Origin of the sequence: Microtetraspora malaysiensis (assembly GCF_001528665.1) — a bacterium.
Lineage (GTDB): Bacteria > Actinomycetota > Actinomycetes > Streptosporangiales > Streptosporangiaceae > Microtetraspora_A > Microtetraspora_A malaysiensis.
This window is the reverse complement of sequence record NZ_BBYJ01000008.1, coordinates 144,221-164,698: the sequence shown is the minus strand read 5'-3', so window position 1 is coordinate 164,698 and position 20,478 is coordinate 144,221. Positions and strand designations below refer to the sequence as shown.

Here is a 20,478-nt window from a genome sequence, read left to right as displayed (position 1 = left end):
GAGGACGATCAGGATCGGCCGAGAACCCGGTTGAGCGCCGCCTCGACCTCGGCCGACAAATCGGGCGATTCGGGCGTGACGACCAGGGACTCGCAGGAGCGCGCGACCCGCACGGCGCCGCAGGAGCGGCACTCGACCTCGCCGAGCCGGCAGATCAACACGGTGGAACCACACGAGACGCACGCGTCGAGATCGAGATCGTGCGCACGCTGGCAGTCCGGGCAGATCAGGACCTGCGCCTCGTGGCGCACCCCGCGTTTCCAGGGACTCACGCCGCGGACCGGGTCGGTCTGCCGGGCCCCGCAACGGAAGCAGGGCATCTTCGCCTCCCGTAAGGCAGGGTCACAGATGTGTGAGCACCTTCTGGTACTCGGTGACGTCACGCGCCGACCCGATCGGGTTCACGACCTTCCAGCGGATGACGCCCTCACGGTCGATGATGAAGGTGCCGCGGTTCGCGACCCCCTTCTCCTCGTCGAACACACCGTACGCCCGGGCCACCTCACCGTGCGGCCAGAAGTCCGAGAGCATGGGGAAGGCGTAGCCCTCCCGGTCGGCCCAGGCGCGGTGGGCGAAGACGGAGTCGACCGAGACGGTCAGCACCTCGGCGTCGTCGGCGACCGCGGGGAGAAGGTCGTCACGGATCGCGTTCAGCTCACCGTGGCACACACCGGTGAACGCCAGAGGATAGAAGACGAGCACCACGTTGCGCCCTCGCAGGTTCGCGAGGCGGACGGGGGCACCGTGCTGGTCCTGGAGTTCGAAATCCGGAGCCTGTTCCCCGACTTCCACCGACATGCGTGCCTCCCCTGGCTTGGTCGCGCATCATCCTGCCGCACGGCATCGCCGGGCCGTACGGCAGGGCGTCGGCGTCAGTTCAGCGGCGGGCCTTGGGCGTGACCAGCCGCGTTCCGGACCAGTCCCGGGCGGCGCTGATGCTGCTCGTCTGGGAGAGGCCGGCGGTCGTCGCGTCCTCACCGATGTCGCTGGGCTCGACGTGGCCCTCCCGGCCCGCCTTCGGCGTCAGCAACCAGATCTGGCCTCCGTCGGCGAGTGCCGTCATGGCGTCGCTGAGAGCGTCGAACAGGTCACCGTCGTCGTCGCGCCACCACAGCAGCACCACATCGACGACGTCCTCGTACTCCTCGTCCACCAACTCGTTGCCGGTCAGCTCTTCGATGGACTCGCGAAGTGCTTCGTCGCAGTCCTCGTCCCAGCCGATCTCCTGCACCACCTGACCGGATTTGAGGCCGAGTCGTTCGGCCAGGCCGCGCTCGCCCTGCGCCTGACCCGCGGTCGCGCTCACGTTTATCCCTCCTGCTTGGGTGACCCCGCCTTGAATGCGGTTGTCCGGCTCCTCTGGGAGCCATGCTTCGGCACAGTCCACACGCTGTGACCCACCGTCGTCAACGGTCGCCACGACCGATGACCCGCACCGTTATCTAAAATCCGACAAAAACGATAAACGAACACGCCGGTCGGGGTTGTCCACGTTGAGATCAACAAGGGACACCGACTGCCAGGTGCCCAACGCGAGCCTCCCGTCCAGCACCGGGATGGTCGCATACGGCGGAATGATCGCGGGCATGACATGGGATCTTCCATGCCCCCGGGAGCCGTGCGCATGCCTCCACCGGTCATCCGCGGGAAGCAGGTCGCCGAGCGCGGCGAGAAGGTCCTCATCGCTGCCCGACCCGAGCTCGATGAGGGCGATCCCCGCCGTCGCGTGCGGCACGAAGACATGCAACAACCCGTCTCCCCCGCACTCGCGCGCGAACTCCTCACATTCACGGGTGATGTCGTACACCCGGTCGCGCGCGCCGGTCCGCACCGCGATCTCTCTGGATCTCACAGCGCGATATTACGATCCCCGCTGAGCTGGGACGACGACAGCGTCCGGGCCGGGGAACACCAGGCCGGTGTGTCCGTCGTCGAATCTGACGACGTATGGCGGCTCACCACCGGGCCCGCGCACCTCGATGATCTCGCCGCGCTTGTCGTGCTCTCCCACGACGGTCCCATGCACCAGGAGCCGGTCACCCACGGTTGCATGCATCTCGTTTCCTCCCTCTCACTCCAGAGCCTGATACGGCTTTCGCCCGCAGGGAAGGGGAGTAACCCATCCTCCGCAAGAGGGAGGAACAACGCATACCGAAACGTTACTCTGTCCCATCACGACGGACGGCGCGGATGGCGGGCGGGTTACGCCACGGACACCGAACGACCGCGGCGAACCACGCAAGACCAGGAAAAATCGGGCGGCGACCCGCGCGCGGGAGCCACCTGATCGAACGGCGCGGATCCGCCGATCCACACGGGGAAATCGGGAGGGCGGCAGCCCTTGATCCGCCCCGAGGACCGGGACACACTGGGCGGTCTGTAAGAATCGTCCCACCATCGGTGGTCTAGGCCATGTACCCCTGCCTGCCAGCAGGGACATCCTGGTTACCCGGCAGTAGAGATGCACTTTCCGGGGCAAGCGGCCAGGATGGAAGTGCCTAGACAAGACATAGTCCATCCTCGGAAGGCGAGACCCAGTGGCTTCCGGACGCCAGCGCTTCTCGATCATCAGTGACGGCCTACCCAGCCAGTTGCCTGATGTCGACCCGAGCGAGACCAGGGAATGGCTCGAATCGCTCGACAACGTCATCAAGACGGAGGGCCGCACCCGTGCCCGCTATCTGATGCTCCGACTCCTGGAGCGGGCCCGAGAGCACCAGGTCGGCGTGCCCGGCCTGCGCAGCACCGACTACATCAACACCATTCCACCGGAGCGAGAGCCCTGGTTCCCCGGCGACGAATACGTCGAACGCCGCATCCGGGCCTACATCCGCTGGAACGCGGCCGTGATGGTCACCCGGGCCAACGCCCGCACCAACGTCGGCGGCCACATCGCGACGTACGCGTCCGCGGCCTCGCTGTACGAGGTGGGCTTCAACCACTTCTTCCGCGGCAAGGACCACGGCGAGTCCGGCGACCAGGTGTTCATCCAAGGTCACGCGGCGCCCGGCATCTATGCCCGCGCCTTCCTTGAGGGCCGCCTCTCCGCTCCGGAGCTCGACGCGTTCCGGCAGGAGCTGTCCCACGGGATCAAGGGTCTGCCGTCCTACCCGCACCCGCGGCTCATGCCCGACTTCTGGGAGTTCCCCACAGTCTCCATGGGTCTGGGGCCGATCGCGGCGATCTACCAGGCGCGGTTCAACCGCTACCTGCTGAACCGCCAGATCAAGGACACCAGCCGCAGCCACGTGTGGTGCTTCCTGGGCGACGGCGAGATGGACGAGCCCGAGTCGCTGGGCGCGATCGGCCTGGCCGCGCGCGAGGAACTGGACAACCTCACCTTCGTCATCAACTGCAACCTGCAGCGGCTCGACGGTCCGGTACGCGGCAACGGCAAGATCATCCAGGAGCTGGAGTCCTACTTCCGGGGCGCCGGCTGGAACGTCATCAAGGTCGTCTGGGGCCGCGACTGGGACCCGCTGCTCGCGGCCGACGTGGACGGCGTCCTGGTCAACCAGATGAACACCACGCCCGACGGCCAGTTCCAGACCTACTCGGTCGAGTCCGGCGGGTACATCCGTGATCACTTCTTCGGCAGCGACCCTCGGCTGCGCAAGATGGTCGAGCACCTGACCGACGACGACATCCGCAAGCTGTCGCGAGGCGGCCACGACTACCGCAAGGTCTACGCGGCGTTCAAGGCGGCCAGCGAGCACGTCGGCCAGCCGACCGTCATCCTCGCCCAGACCATCAAGGGCTGGACCCTCGGCAAGGACTTCGAGGCGCGCAACGCGACGCACCAGATGAAGAAGATGTCGAAGGCCGAGCTCAAGGAGTTCCGCGACCGGCTCTACCTGCCGATCCCGGACAAGGACCTCGAAGGCGACCTCCCGCCGTACTTCCACCCCGGTGAGGACAACGAGGAGATCGCCTACATGAAGGAGCGCCGGGCCGCGCTCGGCGGTTTCCTGCCCAAACGACTCACCCGGGCCAAGGCCCTCAAACTGCCCGGCGACGACGTCTACAAGCAGCTCGCCAAGGGCTCAGGCAAGCAGAACGTCGCCACCACCATGGCGTTCGTCCGGCTGCTGAAGGACCTCATGCGGGACAAGGAGATCGGTCACCGATTCGTGCCGGTCATCCCCGACGAGGCGCGCACCTTCGGCGTCGACGCGATGTTCCCGACCGCCAAGATCTACTCGCCGCACGGGCAGACGTACGAGGCGGTCGACCGGGAGCTGCTGCTCTCCTACAAGGAGGCCACCGAGGGCCAGATCCTGCACGAGGGCATCAGCGAGGCCGGCTCGATGGGCTCGGTGCTCGCCGCCGGCACCTCCTACGCCACGCACGGCGAGCACATGATCCCGATCTACATCTTCTACTCGATGTTCGGGTTCCAGCGCACCGCCGACCAGATGTGGCAGCTCGCCGACCAGATGGGCCGCGGCTTCCTGCTCGGCGCCACCGCCGGCCGCACCACGCTGAACGGCGAGGGCCTCCAGCACGAGGACGGCCACACGCCGCTCATCGCCTCGACGAACCCGGCCGTCGTCGCCTACGACCCGGCCTGGGCGTTCGAGATCGCGCACATCGTCAAGGACGGCCTGCGCAGGATGTACGGCGAGTCGCCGGAGAACGTCTTCTACTACCTGACCGTCTACAACGAGCCGTACCCGCAGCCCGCACAGCCGGCGGACGTGGACACCGAGGGCATTCTCAAGGGCCTGTATCTGTTCGCCCCCGCCTCCTCGACCGGGGGGCCGAAGGCCAACATCCTGGCCTCCGGCGTCGCCGGCCCGTGGGCGCTGGAGGCGCAGCGTCTCCTCGCCGAGGACTGGGGCGTGGACGCCGCCGTCTGGTCGGCCACCTCGTGGTCGGAGCTGCGCCGCGAGGCCCTCGCCGTCGAAGAGCACAACCTGCTCAACCCCGACGCCGAGCAGCGCGTGCCGTACGTCACGCGGAAGCTGTCCGGGGCGCCGGGGCCGTTCGTGGGCGTCAGCGACTTCATGCGGGCCGTCCAGGACCAGATCGCCCAGTGGGTGCCCGGTGACTGGAGCTCGCTCGGCACCGACGGCTTCGGCCTGTCGGACACCCGTTCGGCGCTGCGCCGCCACTTCCACGTGGACGCCGCCTCGATCACGCTGGCGGTGCTGACCCAGCTCGCGCGGCGCGGCGAGGTCAAGCCCGAGGTGCTGCGCGAGGCGGTCGCCCGCTACCACCTGAAGGACGGCGTGACCGAGGTCGGCGCTCCGGCGGAGACCAACGACACCCAGTCGATGGGCGTGTAGCTTCCGACCTTTCCGGGCCCGCCTCGGCGGGCCCGGGCCTTCGGGCCCCGGACTCCGTGTCCGGGGCCCGACGCTTTCATTCCTTCTCGGGGCCGACGAACAGGATGACCTGCCCCTCCGATCCGGCCACCGCGTCGTGGACGTACCACTCCGGCTTCACCTGGTCGCGGCTGAGCCCGTTCGGATAGGGCCGGTCGGAGCCGCGGAACTCGTAGCGGTACTCAACACCGGTGATCTTCCGTTGTGTCAGGACGTCCCACGCCTCGGCCACCGTGCGGCCGGGAACCTCCGGCAGACCGACGCCCTCGCCGGGTCGGTCGCCCTCGGAGGTGTCGTACATCTCGCCGGGGCGGGCGGCGCGGCCGAACACGATGTGGGCGTATCCCTTGTAGTCCACGGGGACCTTGACGCCGACGCTGCAGATCTCGACCCCGCACTCCCCCTTGGCCTGGATCACCTCGATCCTGCTGCCCTCCTGATCCTCCAGGAAGATGACGGTGCCGGCGTTCCTCGGCGAGACGGGCCTGAGGTCGAGCTTGATGTCCAGCCCGTGGGCCGCGAACTCCTTCCGGTAGCGCGCCGGGTCGGCGACCGGGTCCTTGACCGTGACGACGAGGTAGCCGTCCTCCTTGCGGAAGGACAGCACGGCGGCGTCGGCCCGGTGCGGGCCGACGGACACCGAGCCGACCTTCTGGTCGGGGCCGGCGGCCGACAGCACGACCACCCCCGCGGCGGCGACCGCGGCGGCCAGGGGGACGCCGACGAGCAGCCGCCGCCCCCACCGGCCGTGCCGTACGGGCGCCGGGGCCTCGTCGGGCGAGGTCGTCATGATGCGCTCGGCGAGGTCGTCCCTGGTCTGGCGGCTCACCATCGTGGCGGCCTCCTCCTCGCTGATCGGGTTGAGTCGTTCGACGTTCATGCGACGCCTCCTTCTGACGCGGGTGCCACTCGCTCCTCGATCAGGTCTTCGTGGGTGTTCAGCTCTCGGGCGAAGCGGCGCCGCGCCCGAAACATCCGGATCCGTACGGCGTTGCGGGAGCAGCCGAGGACGACGGCGATCTCCCCGAAGTCCAGGCCCTCCCATCCGGCGAGCGCGAGCAGTTCCCTGTCCTGCTCGGGCAGGCGCCGGAAGGCCGCGGCGACGGCGGACGGCTCGGTCGCAGGGGCCGCGTGGGGGTGCGCGTGGGCGAGCTCGGCGCGCAGCCTCTCGCTCAGCGCGGTGCGCCGCCGCGCGCCGCGATGCAGGTTCGCGAGCGTGCGCCGGGCGACGCCGAACAGCCAGGGCCGGGCCCGTTCGCCGGCGGGCACCTCGTCGAGCCGCCTCCAGGCGACGAGGAACGTCTCGGCGAGCACGTCGGCCGCGTCATGGCCGTTGTCCGTACGGCGGACGACATAGGCGAGCACCGCGTCGTGATATTTCCCGTAGATCTCCTCGAAGCGGTGCCTTCTCGTGTCGGGAGGTCCCAACGGCCCTCTCCTTTCCGGGGACGCCGTAGCGTCGGATCTCGGTCTGACACCCTCCACGTGTCCCGCTCGCCGGGGAGCATTTCAGAGCCCGCGTTCCGCAGCCGAACGTTCCGGAGCTGGGCGTTTCGGGGTCGAGCGCTCGTTTCGGCCGCTCACCCGCGTGGCCCCGGCTCACTTGTCGTCGCGCCAAGTCAGTCACAAGCGCCGGACAAGCCGGTTAACCGACGATTGCCCGCGTGAATGGATATTTGACGACTTTGATCAGGAGATTGGCCGCGACGGCGTCGATCGCCCTGCTCACCGTGACAGCCGCTGTGGGGGTCGCGGCGGCGCCCCCGGCCTGGGCCGACGGCGGTGAGAACCTCTCCGTGGGCACGCTGCTGGCCGCCCGCACCCACCCGGCCGTCCAGCTCACCAGCCTCACCTTCAGCGCCGAGGTGGTCGTGCCCACGGCGGAGGTCCGGCAGGGCGCGCTGCAGGAACTCGCCTCGCAGATCCAGGTCCTGGTGGCGGCGGGCAAGATCCCCTCGGACGAGCCCAGCATGTACAAGTACATGTTCAAGCGGATGGCCGCCGACGTGGACAAGTACCTGATCCCGGCCAAGCCGAACCGTACGGTCAAGGCGCGGGTCGGCGGCATGTGCACCGGCTGGTGGGTCACCCCGGACGGCTACATGGTCACCGGCGCGCACTGCGTCGACATGAGCGACGACGAACTGTCGCAGACCTTCGCCCAGCAGGCGCTGCAGAAGTTCAACGAGGAGGACGCGCAGGAGGTGATCAAGGGTCTGGAGAACGTCGTCGCCGACGAGGCGTTGATCGAGGCCGCGCAGATGGTCTACATCAACTTCAACTCGGCGCACATGAAGCTGCAGAAGTTGCAGAAGAGCCTGTCCGTGCTGCAGTCGCTCCCCGGCGGCGGCGTGGACAAGACCGCCAAGGAGGTTCCGGCCGAGCTCGTCTCCGTGGGCGAGAGCTACCCCGGCAAGGACTTCGCCCTGCTGAAGGTCAACAACCAGCAGAACCTGCCGACGGTCCCGCTGGGCGACGACTCCGACGTGCAGACCGGCGACACGCTGTACATCAGCGGCTTCCCCGGCCTGGTCACCAACACCCCGTTCTTCAGCATCGAGTCCAAGCTCGACCCCGCGATGACCGAGGGGCCGTACAACGCCCGGCGCACCACGACCGAGGGCGTCCCGTACATCCAGACCCAGGCGCCGTCCTACCACGGGAACTCCGGCGGCCCCGTCTTCAGCCGCGACGGCAAGGTCGTCGGCATGCTGATCGCCGGAACCGTCAGCGAGGGCGGCGAGGCGTCGGAGAACGAGAGCTTCGTGCTGCCGGTCTCCATCATCAAGGAGAAGCTCAACGAGAAGAACGTCAAGCCGTCGGCCTCGCTGACCACGACGAAGTACAACGAGGCCCTCGACGCCTTCTTCGCCAAGCACTACAAGGACGCGCTGCCCCTGTTCCGTGAGGTCCAGGCCCTCCACCCGAACCACCCGTACGTCGCCAAATACATCACCGACTCGCAGCAGGCGATCTCGGCCGGCCGGGACGAGACACCCCAGCCCGTCTGGCTCTGGATCGTCATCGGCCTCGGCGTCCTGATCGCCGTCGGCGGCGGTCTCGCGCTGCTCATGGTGCTGCTGCGCCGCCGCAGGCGCGCCGCCGCCGCCCCTCCCTCGTACGGCCAGGCGTACGGCGGCGTCCACGCGACGGCGATCGGCGGACCGGACGAGCGCCAGGACTGGCGGCAGGCGGCGCCGCCGCGGTACGCGCTGCCCCAGGGCGAGTCCTCCAGCGCCCCGTCGCCCGACGCGTACGCGCGGGGAGGGCCGGCCCAGGGCCAGTACCCGCCACAGCCGCAGTACGACGGACCGGGCTACTCCGGCCACGACGACCGGCACAACGGCCACCCGCGCTACGACCAGCGCGAGCAGCCGACCCAGGCGCCGGACGGGGCCACGCGGTACGTCCGCCCCGCTCCCCCGGCGTACGAGCGGGGCGCGGAGCGCGACGTCGCGGAGCTGGAGCGCGAGGTCGCCGAGCTGCGCCGCCGCCTCGGTCAGCGGCAGCCGCCCGATGCCTGAGCGGGGACGGCCGGGGGATCCGCCGGCGTGCCTTTCCGCCGGCGTGCCCTCTCACTCCCCGGGAGCCGCGCGGGCCCGCCGCGACTTCAGCGGGCCGCCGCGGTCACCCCTCCCGGGGCCGACCGCGGCGTACCGGTCCTCCCGGCTGAGCCGAGGACCACGGTCATTTGGCCTTGGGGGTGAAGAGGCCGAAGAGGTTGCCCGCGCTGTCGCGCGCGTAGGCGCAGTCGGGCGAGGCGTCGCTTCCGACCACCTTGTACTCCACCTTGCCGCCGAGGTCCTCGATCGTGGCGCACGCCTGCTCCACATCCCGGACGGCGACGGTGAAGACGGCGTAACCGGAGGCGCCGTCGTCGACGCCCCGCACGCCGCCGCGGGGCCGGTCGTCGCCGGCGTAGCTGACGATCCGGTAGTCCGTGCCGTCCGCCGCCTGCTCCTGGTCGACCGCGAACCGCCAGCCGAACAGCTCGCCGTAGAACCGCTGCAGGGCGTCGGCGTCGTCACCGGCCACCTCGAACCAGGCGATCGTGTCAAAAGCGGGAGCGCTCATCAGGGTCTCCTTGAGAGATCAGTGGGAATCGGGGTCCGGTCGGATCGGACCGGACGGACCCACTCTCACCCGCCTGAGCGACAACCCCCTGTCGGTGTTTTCCGGAATTCCGGCCGGGTTCGCGGACGGTCAGTCGAGCGCCGGGCGCAGGATGACCGACTCGGGCGCATGCGACGTGAAGTCATCAATCGGCCGCCGCGGGGCCGGCTCGTCCGTCAGGACCGCGGACGCGATCCGGTCGAGGCGGAAGACCCGCGCCTCGTTCCGCAGCCGGCACCATCCCGCGAGGTACCACACCCCGTTCCGTACGCCGACGAAAGCGCCGGGCTCGACCTCTCGGGACGTGACCGTCCCCGACCGGTCCGCGTATCGGATCCGCACGACCACCCGGCTGAGCAGGGCCGTCTCGATCACCTCGACGAGCGGGCCGGCCGCCCCGGCCGAGGACGCGGCATCCTGCTCGGTGATGTCCCGGGTGACCGGCGCGCTGTCTGCCCGGTGAACCGGCGGGACGCCGTCCCGAGCGGCCTCCGTGGGGTGGCCCTCAGAGGCCGGGGCCGGGTCGCCCTCGGGCGCGGCGAGCGGCGCCGCGACGGCCCCGTCCGCGTGCGGCTCACACCGCTCCGGCCGGAGGATCTGGACCTGCCTCGCCAGCTCCCGCGCACGCTCTCCCTCGGCGCCCGGCATCGCGGCCATCAGCTTGCCCAACGCGCTGCGCGCCTGCGCGGCGAAGGGCTGACCTTCGGCGCGGCTCAGCGCGATCGCCACGGCCACCGCCTCGGCCGGGGTGAAGTTGAGCGGCGGCAGGGACATGCTCTTCTCCAGCGCGTAGCCGCCCCGGCGGCCGGGCTCGGCGTAGATCGGCACCCCGGCCTGCTGCAGCGCGCTGAGGTCCCGCTCGATCGTGCGCGGGCTCACCTCGAATCGGCGCGCCAGTTCACGGGCGGACCTGCATCGGGGCGCGATCGCCCGCAGGTCCTCCACGAGCGCGTAGAGCCGGTCGGTGCGATTCACAGCGCGAGGGTAGACGAGCCGACCGACAATCCCGGCGGATCTTCAGTGGCACGGCCCGCGCGCACCCGTACCACTGCCGGTCCGGCCGGTCGGACGCGACAGCTCGGCTCGCCCACGCGTTCCAGCAGGAAGGCGGTCCGCTTCAGCGCCTCGACCGGGGCCGCAGTAGGGTCTGATACCCGGAAATATCGGATCGTTACGGAAAACGAGGAAAAGGAACCCCAGAGGGGTGTACCCCCGTTGATCTCCCCGAACGGTACGCTGTGCCGACCCCGACCGACAGGAGCCCGATGACCGCCCCAGGGGAGAGCCCCGGCCCGCCGCGTCATCCGATGGCGATGGGAGCCGGCGACACCCCGCCGAAGTGGCGCGGCATGTCGTCGACCGCCGTCAAGCTCGGCGCCCTCGGCGTGCTGTCCACGCTCGTCGTCGGGTTCTGCGCGGCACAGAAGCGCTACGAGGAGGTCGGCGCCGACTGCGTGGACCTCAACAGCCGCAACCCCGACGGCTCCTACACTGTCGTGGACGACAGACACTGCGACGAGGGCGGCACCTACCGCTACTACGGCTCGCGCGGCGCGTACGGCTGGTACTACGGCGGCAACCGGATGGGCGGCCGCGTGTGGCAGGGCACGACGCTGAAGCCCGCGGACGCGCAGATCAGCACGAGGTCCGGCCGGGTGATCCAGCGCGGCGGCTTCGGGTTCCACTCCGGCGGCGGCGGGAGCTGACCGCGCGCCGATGAGACGTCAACCATCGACCCCGCGCGACGGCTGGGCCGAGCTGATCGAGTCCCAGGGCCTCGCCTTCCACCGCTCGTCCCACCCGGAGAACCTCGACCGGCCGTACTGGGACGAGAGCGTTCACTACGTCCTCACCATGGACGAGGTCCTCGCCCTGGAGGAGCAGGTCGAGGAGCTGCACCGGATGTGCCTGGCCGCGGTGGAGCACGTCGTCACGCACGACCGCATGGCCGACTTCGCCGTACCCGCCCACTGCCGGGCCGCGGTCGCGGAGTCGTGGCGGCGCCGGGACCCGCACCTGTACGGCCGGTTCGACCTGCGCTACGACGGCTCGGGACCGGCCAAGCTGCTGGAGTACAACGCCGACACCCCGACGAGCCTGGTCGAGAGCTCGGTGATCCAGTGGTTCTGGCTGAAGGACGTCCATCCGGACGACGACCAGTGGAACTCGATCCACGAGCGGCTCGTCGACCGGTGGCGCGCGCTCGCCCCGGGCTTCCCGACCGGCCCGACGCACTTCGCGTGGACCGGCGCGGACGAGACCGGCGAGGAGGCGATGACGCTCGGCTACCTGCAGGAGACCGCCGACCAGGCCGGGCTGAAGACTGTCGCCATCGCGATGGAGGACATCGGCTGGGACCCGCCGAACCGGCGTTTCGTCGACACCGAGTACCGCGTGATCCGGTCGATGTTCAAGCTCTATCCCTGGGAGTGGATGGTGGCCGAGCCCTTCGGGGCGCACGCCCTCGCCCTGCAGCCGACCATGACCTGGATCGAGCCCCTGTGGAAGATGCTGCTGTCCAACAAGGCGCTGCTGGCGATCCTCTGGGAGCTGTATCCGGGCCATCCCAACCTGCTCCCTGCCTACCTGGACGGACCGCGCGGCATGTCGTCCTACATCCGGAAGCCGCTGCTCGGACGCGAGGGCGCCTCGATGCGGGTCGTGTCGCCCGGCCTCACCCTCGACACGCCCGGCGACTACGGCACTGAGGGGTTCGTCCACCAGGAGTTCCTGCCGCTGCCGGACTTCGACGGCCGCCGCCCGGTGCTGGGCGCCTGGATGGTCGAGGACGAGTCCGTCGGCCTCGGCATCCGGGAGACCTCCGGCCTGATCACCGACGACACCTCCTCGTTCGTGCCGCACCGCATCGCGCCGTCCTGACCGCCCCACAGCGCCGCGTGGCCTCCCGGACGCGCCGACGCGGCGCCGCCGAGCGGTCGCGTAGCGACCCGATCCCCCGAACCGCCCGCCCAGGGCCGCCCATCAAGGAGCCATGGTGACCACCCAGTCCACCCCCTTCACCGAGGTGCTCGGCAACGGAGCGCTGGCGATCGGCGCGTACGCCGTGCTCGGCGTGCTGCTGCTCGTCGCCGGCTTCTACGCGATCGACCTCGCCACGCCCGGACGGCTCAGCCGGCTCATCCGCGAGGAGCGCAACCCCAACGCCGCCGCCCTGGCCGCCGCCGGCCTGGTGGCGGTCGGGCTGATCGTCGCCGCGTCGATCTGGTCGTCGGGCGGCGCGCTGCGCGAGGGGCTGATCGCCACCCTGGTCTTCGGCCTGGTCGGCATCGCCGTCCAGACGATCGCCATGATCGCCTTCGACCGCGTCGTCGGCATTCCGGTGCGGACGCTGCTCGGCGAGACGACGCTCCAGCCGGCCACGATCATGCTGTCGGCCACCCACGTCGTGATCGGCCTGATCACCGCCGTCGCCGTCGTCTGACCGCCGTCCCGCCGCCGACACGCGCGTCCGAGCAACCGCCCGACCCGCCCGCGTGTCCGATTCCTTCAAGACCGCCGCCCGTTTCCGCCCCTAGGGTCGGAGACATGGCACCGACCTTCAACCTCATCGGTCTCGTCGTCGCGGACATGGGCGCGTCGCTGGCCTTCTACCGGCGGCTCGGCCTCGACATCCCGGCCGAGGCGGACTCGGCCCCGCACGTCGAGACGACGCTCCCCGGCGGGCTGCGGCTCGCCTGGGACACCGTCGACACGATCCGCTCCTTCGACCCCGGCTGGACGGCGCCGTCGGGCGGCTCCCGCGTCTCGCTCGCGTTCGCCTGCGCCGGCCCCGAGGAGGTGGACCGCGTCTACGACGACCTCGTCGCGGCCGGGTACGAGGGCCACAGGAAGCCCTGGGACGCCTTCTGGGGCCAGCGCTACGCCCTGGTCCGCGACCCCGACGGCAACGGCGTGGACCTCTTCGCCCCGCTCCCCTCCTGAGCGGGGCCGCCGTCAGGCGATCAGGACGCCGAGCGGGACGCCGGCCAGCGCTTTCACCTCGCGCGAGAGGTGCGCCTGGTCGGCGTACCCGGTGCGGGCCGCGACTGCGGCATACGGCACGCCGGTCCTGGCCAGGGTGAGGGCGCGGTCCATCCGCAGGATCCGCATGAGGGTCTTCGGGCCGTACCCGAAGGCGGGGAGGCTGCGCCGGTGGAGCTGCCGCTCGCTCAGGCCCGCCGCGTCCGCCACCTCGGCGACCGCCGCGCCCCGGCGGAGCATGGCGACGACGCCGGGAACGGCCGGGTCCGGGGGCGGGGCGGACGCGAGCCGCCGGACGGCCAGCTCCTCCAGCGCGACGCCCGGACGGGGCGCCGCGTGGACGCGCTCGGCGAGCCGTCCGACCTCGGCCTCCGGCCACAGGGAGGCCAGCGACACCCGCAGCCCGCGCAGCTCGTCCGCGGGCACGCCGAGGACGGCGGGGGCGGTGCCGGGCGCGAACCGGATGCCCGTGTAACCGGCCGCGTCCCCCGTGCCGGTGCCGAGGTGGGCGACCGGGTCCGGCCCGGCCACCAGCAGCTCGCCTCCCACCCACAGCAGGTCCATGCAGCCGTCGGGGAGGATCCGCAGGGTCGCCCCGGGGCTCGCCCCCGGCCGTCGCCACACCACCGCCCCGGGCACCCGTGAGGCCCTCTCCCGGTACATGCTCCCCAGCATTCCATCCCGTGCCGGCCGCTCGGCCGGGCGGCGGCTCCCTGGCTCCAGCATCGCCCGTGACCTGGCACGCTAGAACCGTGACGGAGCGGAGCGAGCCAGCGAGCAAGAACGGCGTCCCTGCCGGCAGGGGCGCCGCCGAGAGCGGCCGGCCGGATGAGAAGGTACGCAGAGACACCGCGCGACGGCTCGACCGGGCGATGGGCAGCCTGGGCACGGCGGCGATGGCGCGGATGGAGGAGCAGCTCCTCTGGTACCGCGCGCTGTCGGCCGAGGACCGGTCGTGGGTCGGCCTGGTGGCCCAGGCCGGGATCGCCGCGTTCGTCGAGTGGTTCGGCCACGCGGGCGAGGGGCGTCCGACGCCCAACATAGAGTTCTTCGGCACCGCGCCCCGTGAGCTCAAGCGCAGCGTCTCGCTCCAGCAGACGGTCGACTTGGTGCGCATCGTCGTCGAGGTCGTGGAGGCGCAGGTCGAGCAGCTGGCCGCCCCCGGCGGCGAAGACCTGCTGCGCCAGGCCATGCTGCGCTACACCCGGGACGTCGCCTTCGCCGCCGCCCAGGTGTACGCCCGGGAGGCGGAGGCGCGCGGCTCCTGGGACGCCCGGCTGGAGGCGCTCATCGTGGACGCGCTGGTCCGCGGCAAGGTGGACGACGGGCTGCACTCGTGGGCCGCGGCGCTCGGCTGGACGTCCTCCCCCGTGGTCGTCTTCGCCGGCTACGCCCCGGGCGACGACCCGCAGAGCATCATCGACGGCCTGCGCGACCGGGGGCGCCGGGTCGGCTACGACCTGCTCGCGGGCGTGCAGGGCGACCGGCTGATCGTCATCGTCGGCGGCGCGGACAGCGTCAAGGACGCCGCGCGCAGCGTGGCGCCCCGTTTCGGTCCGGGACCGATCGTGATCGGGCCGGAGGTGGCCGACCTGCACGCGGCGGCCGGCTCGGCCCGCGCGGCCATCGCCGGGCTCCGCGCCGCCGCGGGCTGGCCGGACGCGCCGCGCCCCGTGATGGCCGAAGATCTGCTCGCGGAACGTGCCATCGACGGCGACCCGGCGGCCCGGGTCCAGCTCGTGGAGAACGTCTACACGCCGCTGGTGGGGACGCCGCTCCTGGACACCCTCGCGACGTACCTGGAGCAGGGAACCTCCCTCGAGGCGACCGCGCGGCTGCTGTTCGTCCACCCGAACACGGTGCGGTACCGCCTGCGGAAGATCACTGAGCTCACCGGATACCAGCCCACCGAGGGCCGCTCGGCCTTCACGCTGCAAGTCGGGCTGATTCTCGGCCGGCTCAGCCTCACCTAACCAGCCGTACCTTAATCACGCGGAAACAAGGACTGTAGGTTCCCTACAACCCGATCACCGCAAACTTCGTCCGGATCTCCATCTCTGTGGTCAACCCCTACAGGGCAGGGTTGTGATGTGCTCGTCATCGTCTCTCCGGGCCAAGGCGCCCAGACCCCAGGATTCCTGAGCCCGTGGCTTGAGATCCCCGGTTTCCGCGACCGGCTCTCCGCCTGGTCCGAGATCGTGGGCCTCGACCTGATCGCCTACGGCACCACGGCGGACGCGGACGAGATCCGCGACACCGCCGTCGCGCAGCCGCTGCTCGTGGCGGCCGCGCTCGCGTCGTACGAGGCGCTCGGGGTCGCACCGGACCTGGTCGCCGGGCACAGCGTGGGTGAGCTCGCCGCCGCCGCCATCGCCGGGGTGCTGACCCCTGAGCAGGCGCTCGGCCTCGTCCGGGTGCGCGGTGAGGCGATGGCCAAGGCCGCCGCCGTCACCGAGACCGGCATGACCGCGGTGCTCGGCGGCGTCGAGGAGGACGTGCTCGCCGCCATCGAGAAGCACGGCCTCACCCCGGCCAACATCAACGGCGCGGGACAGATCGTCGCGGGCGGCACGCTGGAGCAGCTGGCCGCGTTCAAGGAGGAGCCGCCCCAGCGGGCGCGGCTGATCCCGCTCTCCGTGGCGGGCGCGTTCCACACGGAGCACATGGCCCCTGCCGCCGCCGACCTGCGCGCGGCCGCCGCGGACCTCGCCCCGGCCGATCCCCGCGTCACACTGCTGTCCAACGCGGACGGCGCGACGGTCGCCACCGGCGCGGAATACCTGCGCCGCCTGATCGACCAGGTCAGCAACCCGGTCCGCTGGGACGCCTGCATGGGCACCATGGCGGAGCTCGGGGTCACCACAATGATCGAGCTCCTGCCGGGCGGTACGCTGACCGGCCTGGCCAAGCGCGGGCTGAAGGGCGTACGCACCTTCGCCCTCAAGACGCCGGAGGACCTCGAAGCCGTCCGAGAGGGGTTGAACGAGCAGTGAGACTGTCCCAGGGGGCTCCGGGGGCCAAGATTCTGGCGTTCGGCGGTTACCAGCCCGCCGACATCGTGACCAACGACGACCTGGCCAAGCGGATCGACACCAACGACGAGTGGATCCAGACCAGGGTCGGCATCAAGGAGCGGCGCGTCGCCGGACCGGGCGAGTCGGAGATCGACCTCGCGGTCCAGGCGGGCGGCAAGGCCCTCGCCGCGAGCGGCCTGTCCCACGCCGACATCGACCTGGTGATCGTGGCCACCTGCACGCTGGAGGCGCAGATCCCGAACGCCTCGGCCCGGGTCGCCCACCGGCTCGGCATCGACGCGCCGGGCGCGTTCGACGTGAACGCCGCGTGCGCCGGGTTCTGCTACGCCCTCTCCGCCGCCGCGGACGCCGTACGCGCCGGTTCGGCGAAGCACGTGCTGGTCGTCGGCACCGAGAAGCTCAGCCAGTGGGTCGACTGGGACGACCGCGCCACCGCGGTGATCTTCGCGGACGGCGCGGGCGCCGCCGTGGTGGGCCCGTCCGACACCCCGAGGATCGGCCCGGTCGTCTGGGGCAGCTCCGGTGACAAGTCGGAAGTGATCTCCGTCGCGAACCGCCAGTCCTTCCTGCACCAGGAAGGACAGACCGTGTTCCGCTGGGCCACGACCACGCTTCACCCGGTGGCGAAGCTGGCGTGCGAGCGTGCGGGCGTGGACCCCGCCGAGCTCAGCGCCTTCGTCCCGCATCAGGCCAACCTGCGGATCATCGAGGCGATCGCCCGCAAGCTGGGCGCCGACAACGCCGTGATCGCGAGGGACATCGTGCTCGCCGGCAACACCTCGGCGGCCTCGATCCCGCTCGCGCTCTCCCGCATGGTCGAGCGCGGCGAGGTGCAGCCGGGCGGCCTGGCCCTGTTGCTCGGCTTCGGCGCCGGCCTCACCTACGCCGGACAGGTCATCGAAATCCCCTAACGCTTTGTGCGGCCTGCCGTACAAACCCTGAAAAATCCGAAATTCAAGGAGAAATCGCGACATGGCAGTCACCGAGCAGGAGATCCTCGCCGGCCTTGGCAAGATCGTCAACGAGATCACCGGCATCCCGGCGACCGAGGTCACCCCGGAGAAGAGCTTCGTGGACGACCTCGACATCGACTCGCTCTCCATGGTCGAGATCGCCGTCGCCGCGCAGGACGAGTTCGGCGTCGAGATCCCGGACGACCAGCTCAAGCACCTGAAGACCGTCAAGGACGTCATCAACTTCATCCAGGCCTGAGCGGAGACCGCCGAGCGCGAGCCCGGCGGTCCCACCCCCGCCAGATGGCCTCGTGAATGTGCCGTGCCGCGGCACATTCACGTCCACGACCAACAAGAGGAGTGCACACAAGTGAGTACGAACCGGGTGCGTGTCGTTGTCACCGGGCTCGGCGCGACGACGCCCCTCGGTGGGGACGTCGCCTCGACCTGGTCGGCGCTCCTCGACGGAAAGTCGGGAATCCGCCCCATCACCGAGGACTGGGTCGACACGGTTCCGGTGAAGTTCGCCGGCGTGGCCGCGGTCGACCCGAGCGAGGTGCTGCCCAGGCCGGAGGCCCGGCGGCTGGACCGCGCGGAGCAGTTCGCCCTGATCGCCGCCAGGCAGGCCTGGCAGGACGCGGGCGCGCCCGAGGTCGACGGCGAGCGTCTCGGCGTGGTGGTCGGTAGCGGCATCGGCGGCATCGGCACGATCCTCTCCGCGTACGACCTGTACCGGGAGAAGGGCTGGAACCGGCTCTCGCCGTTCACAGTCCCCATGCTGATGCCGAACGGCTCCGCCGGTTGGATCAGCATCGAGCTGGGCGCCAAGGCGGGGGCGCACTCCACGGTCAGCGCCTGCGCCACCGGCGCCGAGTCCATCGGCTACGGCATCGACATGATCCGCTCCGGCCGCGCCGACATCGTGGTCGCGGGCGGCACCGAGGCCGCGATCCACGGCCTGAACGTGGCGTCGTTCGCCGCGGCGCGCGCCATGTCCACCCGCAACGACGAGCCCGAGCGGGCCTCCCGCCCGTTCGACAAGGGCCGCGACGGCTTCGTGCTCGGTGAGGGCGCCGGCATCGTGGTGCTGGAGTCCGAGGAGCACGCCCGGGCGCGCGGCGCGCGGATCTACGCTGAGGCGGCCGGCGTCGGCTACACCAGCGACGCCTACCACATCACCGGCATCGACCCCGAGGGCAAGGGCGGCCGCCAGGCCATGCTGAGCGCGCTCAAGGACGCGGGCATCGCCGCGTCCGACGTCCACCACGTGAACGCGCACGCCACGTCCACGCCGCTCGGTGACGAGATCGAGGCCCGTGCGATCAAGGACGCCATCGGCGGCCACGCGGCTGTCACCGCCACCAAGTCGATGACCGGCCACCTCCTCGGCGGCGCGGGCGGCGTCGAGTCGATCTTCACCATCCTGGCTCTGCACGAGCGGATCGTGCCGGCCATCGCCAACCTCGACAACCCCGCCGACGGCATCGAGGTGGACCTCGTGCGCGGCGAGCCCCGGAAGCTCGACGGTGGCCAGATCGCCGCCATCAACAACTCGTTCGGGTTCGGCGGACACAACGTCGCCGTGGCCTTCACCACGGTGTGACTAGGAGCCCTAGATGACTGTGCTTGACAACAGGGTGGTGACCGCGGCTTCGGGCGAGGAGGCCGCCGATCCCCGCGATCCCCGGGTACGGCTCAGCCACCTCCTGGACGAGGGCTCGATCCGGCTGATCAGCCCCGAGGACAAGAGCGGCGTCCTGGCCGTCACCGGCCGTGTCGAGGGCGTCCCCGTCGTCGCGTTCTGCAGCGACGCCCGGGTCCAGGGCGGCGCGATGGGCGGCGACGGCTGCGAGCACATCGTCCACGCGTACGACGTGGCGGTCCGCGAGCGCGTCCCGGTGATCGGCGTCTGGCACTCCGGCGGCGCCCGCCTGGCCGAGGGCGTCGAGTCGCTGCACGCGGTGGGCCGGGTGTTCGCCGCCATGACCAAGGCGTCGGGCATCGTCCCGCAGATCTCGGTCGTCGTCGGGGCGGCGGCGGGCGGCGCGGCCTACGGCCCGGCCCTCACCGACATCGTGATCCTCTCCGACAACGGCCGGATCTTCGTGACCGGGCCGGACGTCGTACGCAGCGTCACCGGCGAAGAGATCGACATGGCCTCGCTGGGCGGCCCCGACCCGCACAGCAAGCGCAGCGGCGTCGCCCACGTGGTGACCAAGACCGAGGCCGAGGCGCTGCTCAGGGCCCGCCAGATCGCGTCGCTGCTCGGCCACCAGGGCCGGGTGCGCGACGTCGACGAGGCCGACTTCGGCGACCTGCTGCCGGACAACCCGCGCCGCGCCTACGACGTGCACCCGCTCGTGAACGGCCTCCTCGACGAGCCCGGTGTCGAGCTGCACCCCAAGTGGGCGCCCAACATGGTGACCATGCTGGGCCGTCTCGGCGGGCGCACGGTCGGCGTCGTCGCCAACAACCCGATGCGGCTCGGTGGCTGCCTCGACTCCACCTCGGCCGAGAAGGCCGCCCGGTTCGTCCGGATGTGTGATGCCTTCGGGGTCCCGCTGGTGGTCCTGGTCGACACGCCCGGCTACCTCCCGGGTGTGGGTCAGGAGCACGACGGCGTCGTACGCCGCGGCGCCAAGCTGCTGCACGCCTTCGCTGAGGCGTCGGTGCCCCGGGTGACACTGGTCACCCGCAAGTCGTACGGCGGCGCGTACATCGCGATGAACTCGCGCGCGCTCGGCGCGACCCGCGTCTTCGCGTGGCCGACCATGGACGTGGGCGTGACCGGCGCGGTGGCCGCGGTCCGGATCCTCAAGCGGCGCGAGCTCGCCGCCGTGCCGGAGGAGGAGCGCCCGGCGCTGGAGGCGAAGCTGGCCGAGGAGCACGAGAAGATGTCGGGCGGTGTCGCCCGCGCCATCGAGCTCGGCGTCGTCGACGAAGTGATCGAGCCGGCGAAGACCCGGGGCTCGATCGCCAAGGTCCTGGCCCAGGCCACCCCGGCGCGCGGCGCGCACGGCAACATCCCGCTCTGACCCCGCCCTGGCCGCCGCGGCACGGCGGCCGGGT

The 20,478-nt window shown here is 70.9% G+C and carries 22 protein-coding genes; 12 read left to right on the top strand and 10 right to left on the bottom strand.

Translation table 11 applies throughout. The features are described 5' to 3' along the window. Positions 1-8 precede the first annotated feature (8 nt). From AWQ71_RS10985 to AWQ71_RS10965, 5 genes are all read right to left on the bottom strand, one after another. The gene (locus AWQ71_RS10985) at positions 9-320 is read right to left on the bottom strand and encodes a hypothetical protein (protein ID WP_067130879.1); all 312 of its coding nucleotides are present in this window, start codon (positions 318-320) and stop codon (positions 9-11) included. A 22-nt stretch (positions 321-342) separates the two neighbouring features. After that, positions 343-798, bottom strand: a complete 456-nt coding sequence (locus AWQ71_RS10980; protein ID WP_067130877.1) for a peroxiredoxin — start codon at positions 796-798, stop codon at positions 343-345. 79 nt (positions 799-877) lie between these two features. Continuing rightward, entirely contained in the window at positions 878-1,306 is a 429-nt protein-coding gene (locus tag AWQ71_RS10975; RefSeq protein ID WP_067130873.1) for a DUF3052 domain-containing protein, read from the bottom strand. A gap of 132 nt (positions 1,307-1,438) precedes the next feature. Continuing rightward, positions 1,439-1,852 carry a secondary thiamine-phosphate synthase enzyme YjbQ gene (locus AWQ71_RS10970; protein WP_067130870.1) on the bottom strand — a complete coding sequence of 138 codons (414 nt, stop codon included), beginning with the start codon at positions 1,850-1,852 and terminating at the stop codon, positions 1,439-1,441. 9 nt (positions 1,853-1,861) lie between these two features. Then, entirely contained in the window at positions 1,862-2,056 is a 195-nt protein-coding gene (locus tag AWQ71_RS10965; RefSeq protein WP_067130867.1) for a DUF1918 domain-containing protein, read from the bottom strand. Positions 2,057-2,537: 481 nt separating this feature from the next. Between AWQ71_RS10965 and aceE the strand changes: the two genes are divergently transcribed. Further along, a complete protein-coding gene (gene aceE / locus AWQ71_RS10960; RefSeq protein WP_067130863.1) occupies positions 2,538-5,288 on the top strand; it encodes a pyruvate dehydrogenase (acetyl-transferring), homodimeric type in 2,751 nt (916 codons plus the stop codon). A 76-nt stretch (positions 5,289-5,364) separates the two neighbouring features. Here aceE and AWQ71_RS10955 read toward each other — a convergent pair whose 3' ends face one another. Together AWQ71_RS10955 and AWQ71_RS10950 are read right to left on the bottom strand one after the other, a co-directional pair. Then, positions 5,365-6,207: a hypothetical protein gene (locus AWQ71_RS10955; protein WP_067130860.1), complete on the bottom strand. Its 843-nt coding sequence runs from the start codon at positions 6,205-6,207 to the stop codon at positions 5,365-5,367. Next, entirely contained in the window at positions 6,204-6,755 is a 552-nt protein-coding gene (locus AWQ71_RS10950; RefSeq protein WP_067130857.1) for an RNA polymerase sigma factor, read from the bottom strand. The genes AWQ71_RS10955 and AWQ71_RS10950 overlap by 4 nt, the downstream gene beginning before the upstream one ends. A 236-nt stretch (positions 6,756-6,991) precedes the next feature. Here AWQ71_RS10950 and AWQ71_RS10945 point away from each other — a divergent pair, with 236 nt between their 5' ends. Continuing rightward, positions 6,992-8,851, top strand: a complete 1,860-nt coding sequence (locus AWQ71_RS10945; RefSeq protein ID WP_157570284.1) for a S1 family peptidase — start codon at positions 6,992-6,994, stop codon at positions 8,849-8,851. 163 nt (positions 8,852-9,014) lie between these two features. On the opposite strand, the gene AWQ71_RS10940 is transcribed toward AWQ71_RS10945, so the two are convergent. Together AWQ71_RS10940 and AWQ71_RS41500 are read right to left on the bottom strand one after the other, a co-directional pair. Next, positions 9,015-9,401: a VOC family protein gene (locus AWQ71_RS10940; RefSeq protein WP_067130851.1), complete on the bottom strand. Its 387-nt coding sequence runs from the start codon at positions 9,399-9,401 to the stop codon at positions 9,015-9,017. A 129-nt stretch (positions 9,402-9,530) separates the two neighbouring features. Beyond that, complete coding sequence (locus tag AWQ71_RS41500; RefSeq protein WP_157570283.1) at positions 9,531-10,415, bottom strand: helix-turn-helix transcriptional regulator; 885 nt, start codon at positions 10,413-10,415, stop codon at positions 9,531-9,533. A gap of 290 nt (positions 10,416-10,705) precedes the next feature. Between AWQ71_RS41500 and AWQ71_RS10930 the strand changes: the two genes are divergently transcribed. The 4 genes from AWQ71_RS10930 to AWQ71_RS10915 all read left to right on the top strand — a co-directional run bounded on the left by AWQ71_RS10930 (position 10,706) and on the right by AWQ71_RS10915 (position 13,382). Continuing rightward, complete coding sequence (locus AWQ71_RS10930) at positions 10,706-11,146, top strand: hypothetical protein (RefSeq protein WP_245658211.1); 441 nt, start codon at positions 10,706-10,708, stop codon at positions 11,144-11,146. A gap of 10 nt (positions 11,147-11,156) precedes the next feature. Then, the gene (locus tag AWQ71_RS10925) at positions 11,157-12,320 is read left to right on the top strand and encodes a glutathionylspermidine synthase family protein (protein ID WP_067130844.1); all 1,164 of its coding nucleotides are present in this window, start codon (positions 11,157-11,159) and stop codon (positions 12,318-12,320) included. A 112-nt stretch (positions 12,321-12,432) separates the two neighbouring features. Beyond that, positions 12,433-12,882 (top strand): DUF350 domain-containing protein, encoded by a 450-nt coding sequence (locus AWQ71_RS10920; protein ID WP_067130841.1) that lies wholly within the window; start codon positions 12,433-12,435, stop codon positions 12,880-12,882. A gap of 104 nt (positions 12,883-12,986) precedes the next feature. Then, positions 12,987-13,382 carry a VOC family protein gene (locus tag AWQ71_RS10915; RefSeq protein WP_067130837.1) on the top strand — a complete coding sequence of 132 codons (396 nt, stop codon included), beginning with the start codon at positions 12,987-12,989 and terminating at the stop codon, positions 13,380-13,382. Between the two features lie 12 nt (positions 13,383-13,394). Here AWQ71_RS10915 and AWQ71_RS10910 read toward each other — a convergent pair whose 3' ends face one another. Beyond that, positions 13,395-14,084, bottom strand: coding sequence for a helix-turn-helix domain-containing protein (locus AWQ71_RS10910; protein ID WP_067131540.1), 690 nt, complete (start codon positions 14,082-14,084; stop codon positions 13,395-13,397). An 89-nt stretch (positions 14,085-14,173) separates the two neighbouring features. On the opposite strand from AWQ71_RS10910, the gene AWQ71_RS10905 reads away from it, so the two are divergent. The 6 genes from AWQ71_RS10905 to AWQ71_RS10880 all read left to right on the top strand — a co-directional run bounded on the left by AWQ71_RS10905 (position 14,174) and on the right by AWQ71_RS10880 (position 20,444). Beyond that, positions 14,174-15,394 (top strand): PucR family transcriptional regulator, encoded by a 1,221-nt coding sequence (locus tag AWQ71_RS10905; RefSeq protein WP_439650365.1) that lies wholly within the window; start codon positions 14,174-14,176, stop codon positions 15,392-15,394. 117 nt (positions 15,395-15,511) lie between these two features. Then, positions 15,512-16,414 carry an ACP S-malonyltransferase gene (locus AWQ71_RS10900; RefSeq protein WP_067130833.1) on the top strand — a complete coding sequence of 301 codons (903 nt, stop codon included), beginning with the start codon at positions 15,512-15,514 and terminating at the stop codon, positions 16,412-16,414. Continuing rightward, positions 16,411-17,367, top strand: coding sequence for a beta-ketoacyl-ACP synthase III (locus tag AWQ71_RS10895; protein WP_067130830.1), 957 nt, complete (start codon positions 16,411-16,413; stop codon positions 17,365-17,367). The genes AWQ71_RS10900 and AWQ71_RS10895 overlap by 4 nt, the downstream gene beginning before the upstream one ends. A gap of 61 nt (positions 17,368-17,428) precedes the next feature. Next, positions 17,429-17,668, top strand: coding sequence for an acyl carrier protein (locus AWQ71_RS10890; protein WP_067130827.1), 240 nt, complete (start codon positions 17,429-17,431; stop codon positions 17,666-17,668). Between the two features lie 111 nt (positions 17,669-17,779). Further along, complete coding sequence (gene fabF / locus AWQ71_RS10885; RefSeq protein ID WP_067130824.1) at positions 17,780-19,012, top strand: beta-ketoacyl-ACP synthase II; 1,233 nt, start codon at positions 17,780-17,782, stop codon at positions 19,010-19,012. Positions 19,013-19,025: 13 nt separating this feature from the next. Further along, positions 19,026-20,444 carry an acyl-CoA carboxylase subunit beta gene (locus AWQ71_RS10880; protein WP_067130821.1) on the top strand — a complete coding sequence of 473 codons (1,419 nt, stop codon included), beginning with the start codon at positions 19,026-19,028 and terminating at the stop codon, positions 20,442-20,444. Positions 20,445-20,478: the final 34 nt, after the last annotated feature.

Coding starts and splice junctions, on each gene's coding strand:
- AWQ71_RS10965 (WP_067130867.1), bottom strand. CDS start 2,056: ATGCATGCAACCGTGGGTGACCGGCTCCTGGTGCATGGGACCGTCGTG.
- AWQ71_RS10955 (WP_067130860.1), bottom strand. CDS start 6,207: ATGAACGTCGAACGACTCAACCCGATCAGCGAGGAGGAGGCCGCCACG.
- AWQ71_RS10920 (WP_067130841.1), top strand. CDS start 12,433: ATGGTGACCACCCAGTCCACCCCCTTCACCGAGGTGCTCGGCAACGGA.
- AWQ71_RS10930 (WP_245658211.1), top strand. CDS start 10,706: ATGACCGCCCCAGGGGAGAGCCCCGGCCCGCCGCGTCATCCGATGGCG.
- AWQ71_RS10880 (WP_067130821.1), top strand. CDS start 19,026: ATGACTGTGCTTGACAACAGGGTGGTGACCGCGGCTTCGGGCGAGGAG.
- AWQ71_RS10925 (WP_067130844.1), top strand. CDS start 11,157: ATGAGACGTCAACCATCGACCCCGCGCGACGGCTGGGCCGAGCTGATC.
- AWQ71_RS10890 (WP_067130827.1), top strand. CDS start 17,429: ATGGCAGTCACCGAGCAGGAGATCCTCGCCGGCCTTGGCAAGATCGTC.
- AWQ71_RS10940 (WP_067130851.1), bottom strand. CDS start 9,401: ATGAGCGCTCCCGCTTTTGACACGATCGCCTGGTTCGAGGTGGCCGGT.
- AWQ71_RS10980 (WP_067130877.1), bottom strand. CDS start 798: ATGTCGGTGGAAGTCGGGGAACAGGCTCCGGATTTCGAACTCCAGGAC.
- AWQ71_RS10910 (WP_067131540.1), bottom strand. CDS start 14,084: ATGTACCGGGAGAGGGCCTCACGGGTGCCCGGGGCGGTGGTGTGGCGA.
- AWQ71_RS10985 (WP_067130879.1), bottom strand. CDS start 320: ATGCCCTGCTTCCGTTGCGGGGCCCGGCAGACCGACCCGGTCCGCGGC.
- AWQ71_RS10915 (WP_067130837.1), top strand. CDS start 12,987: ATGGCACCGACCTTCAACCTCATCGGTCTCGTCGTCGCGGACATGGGC.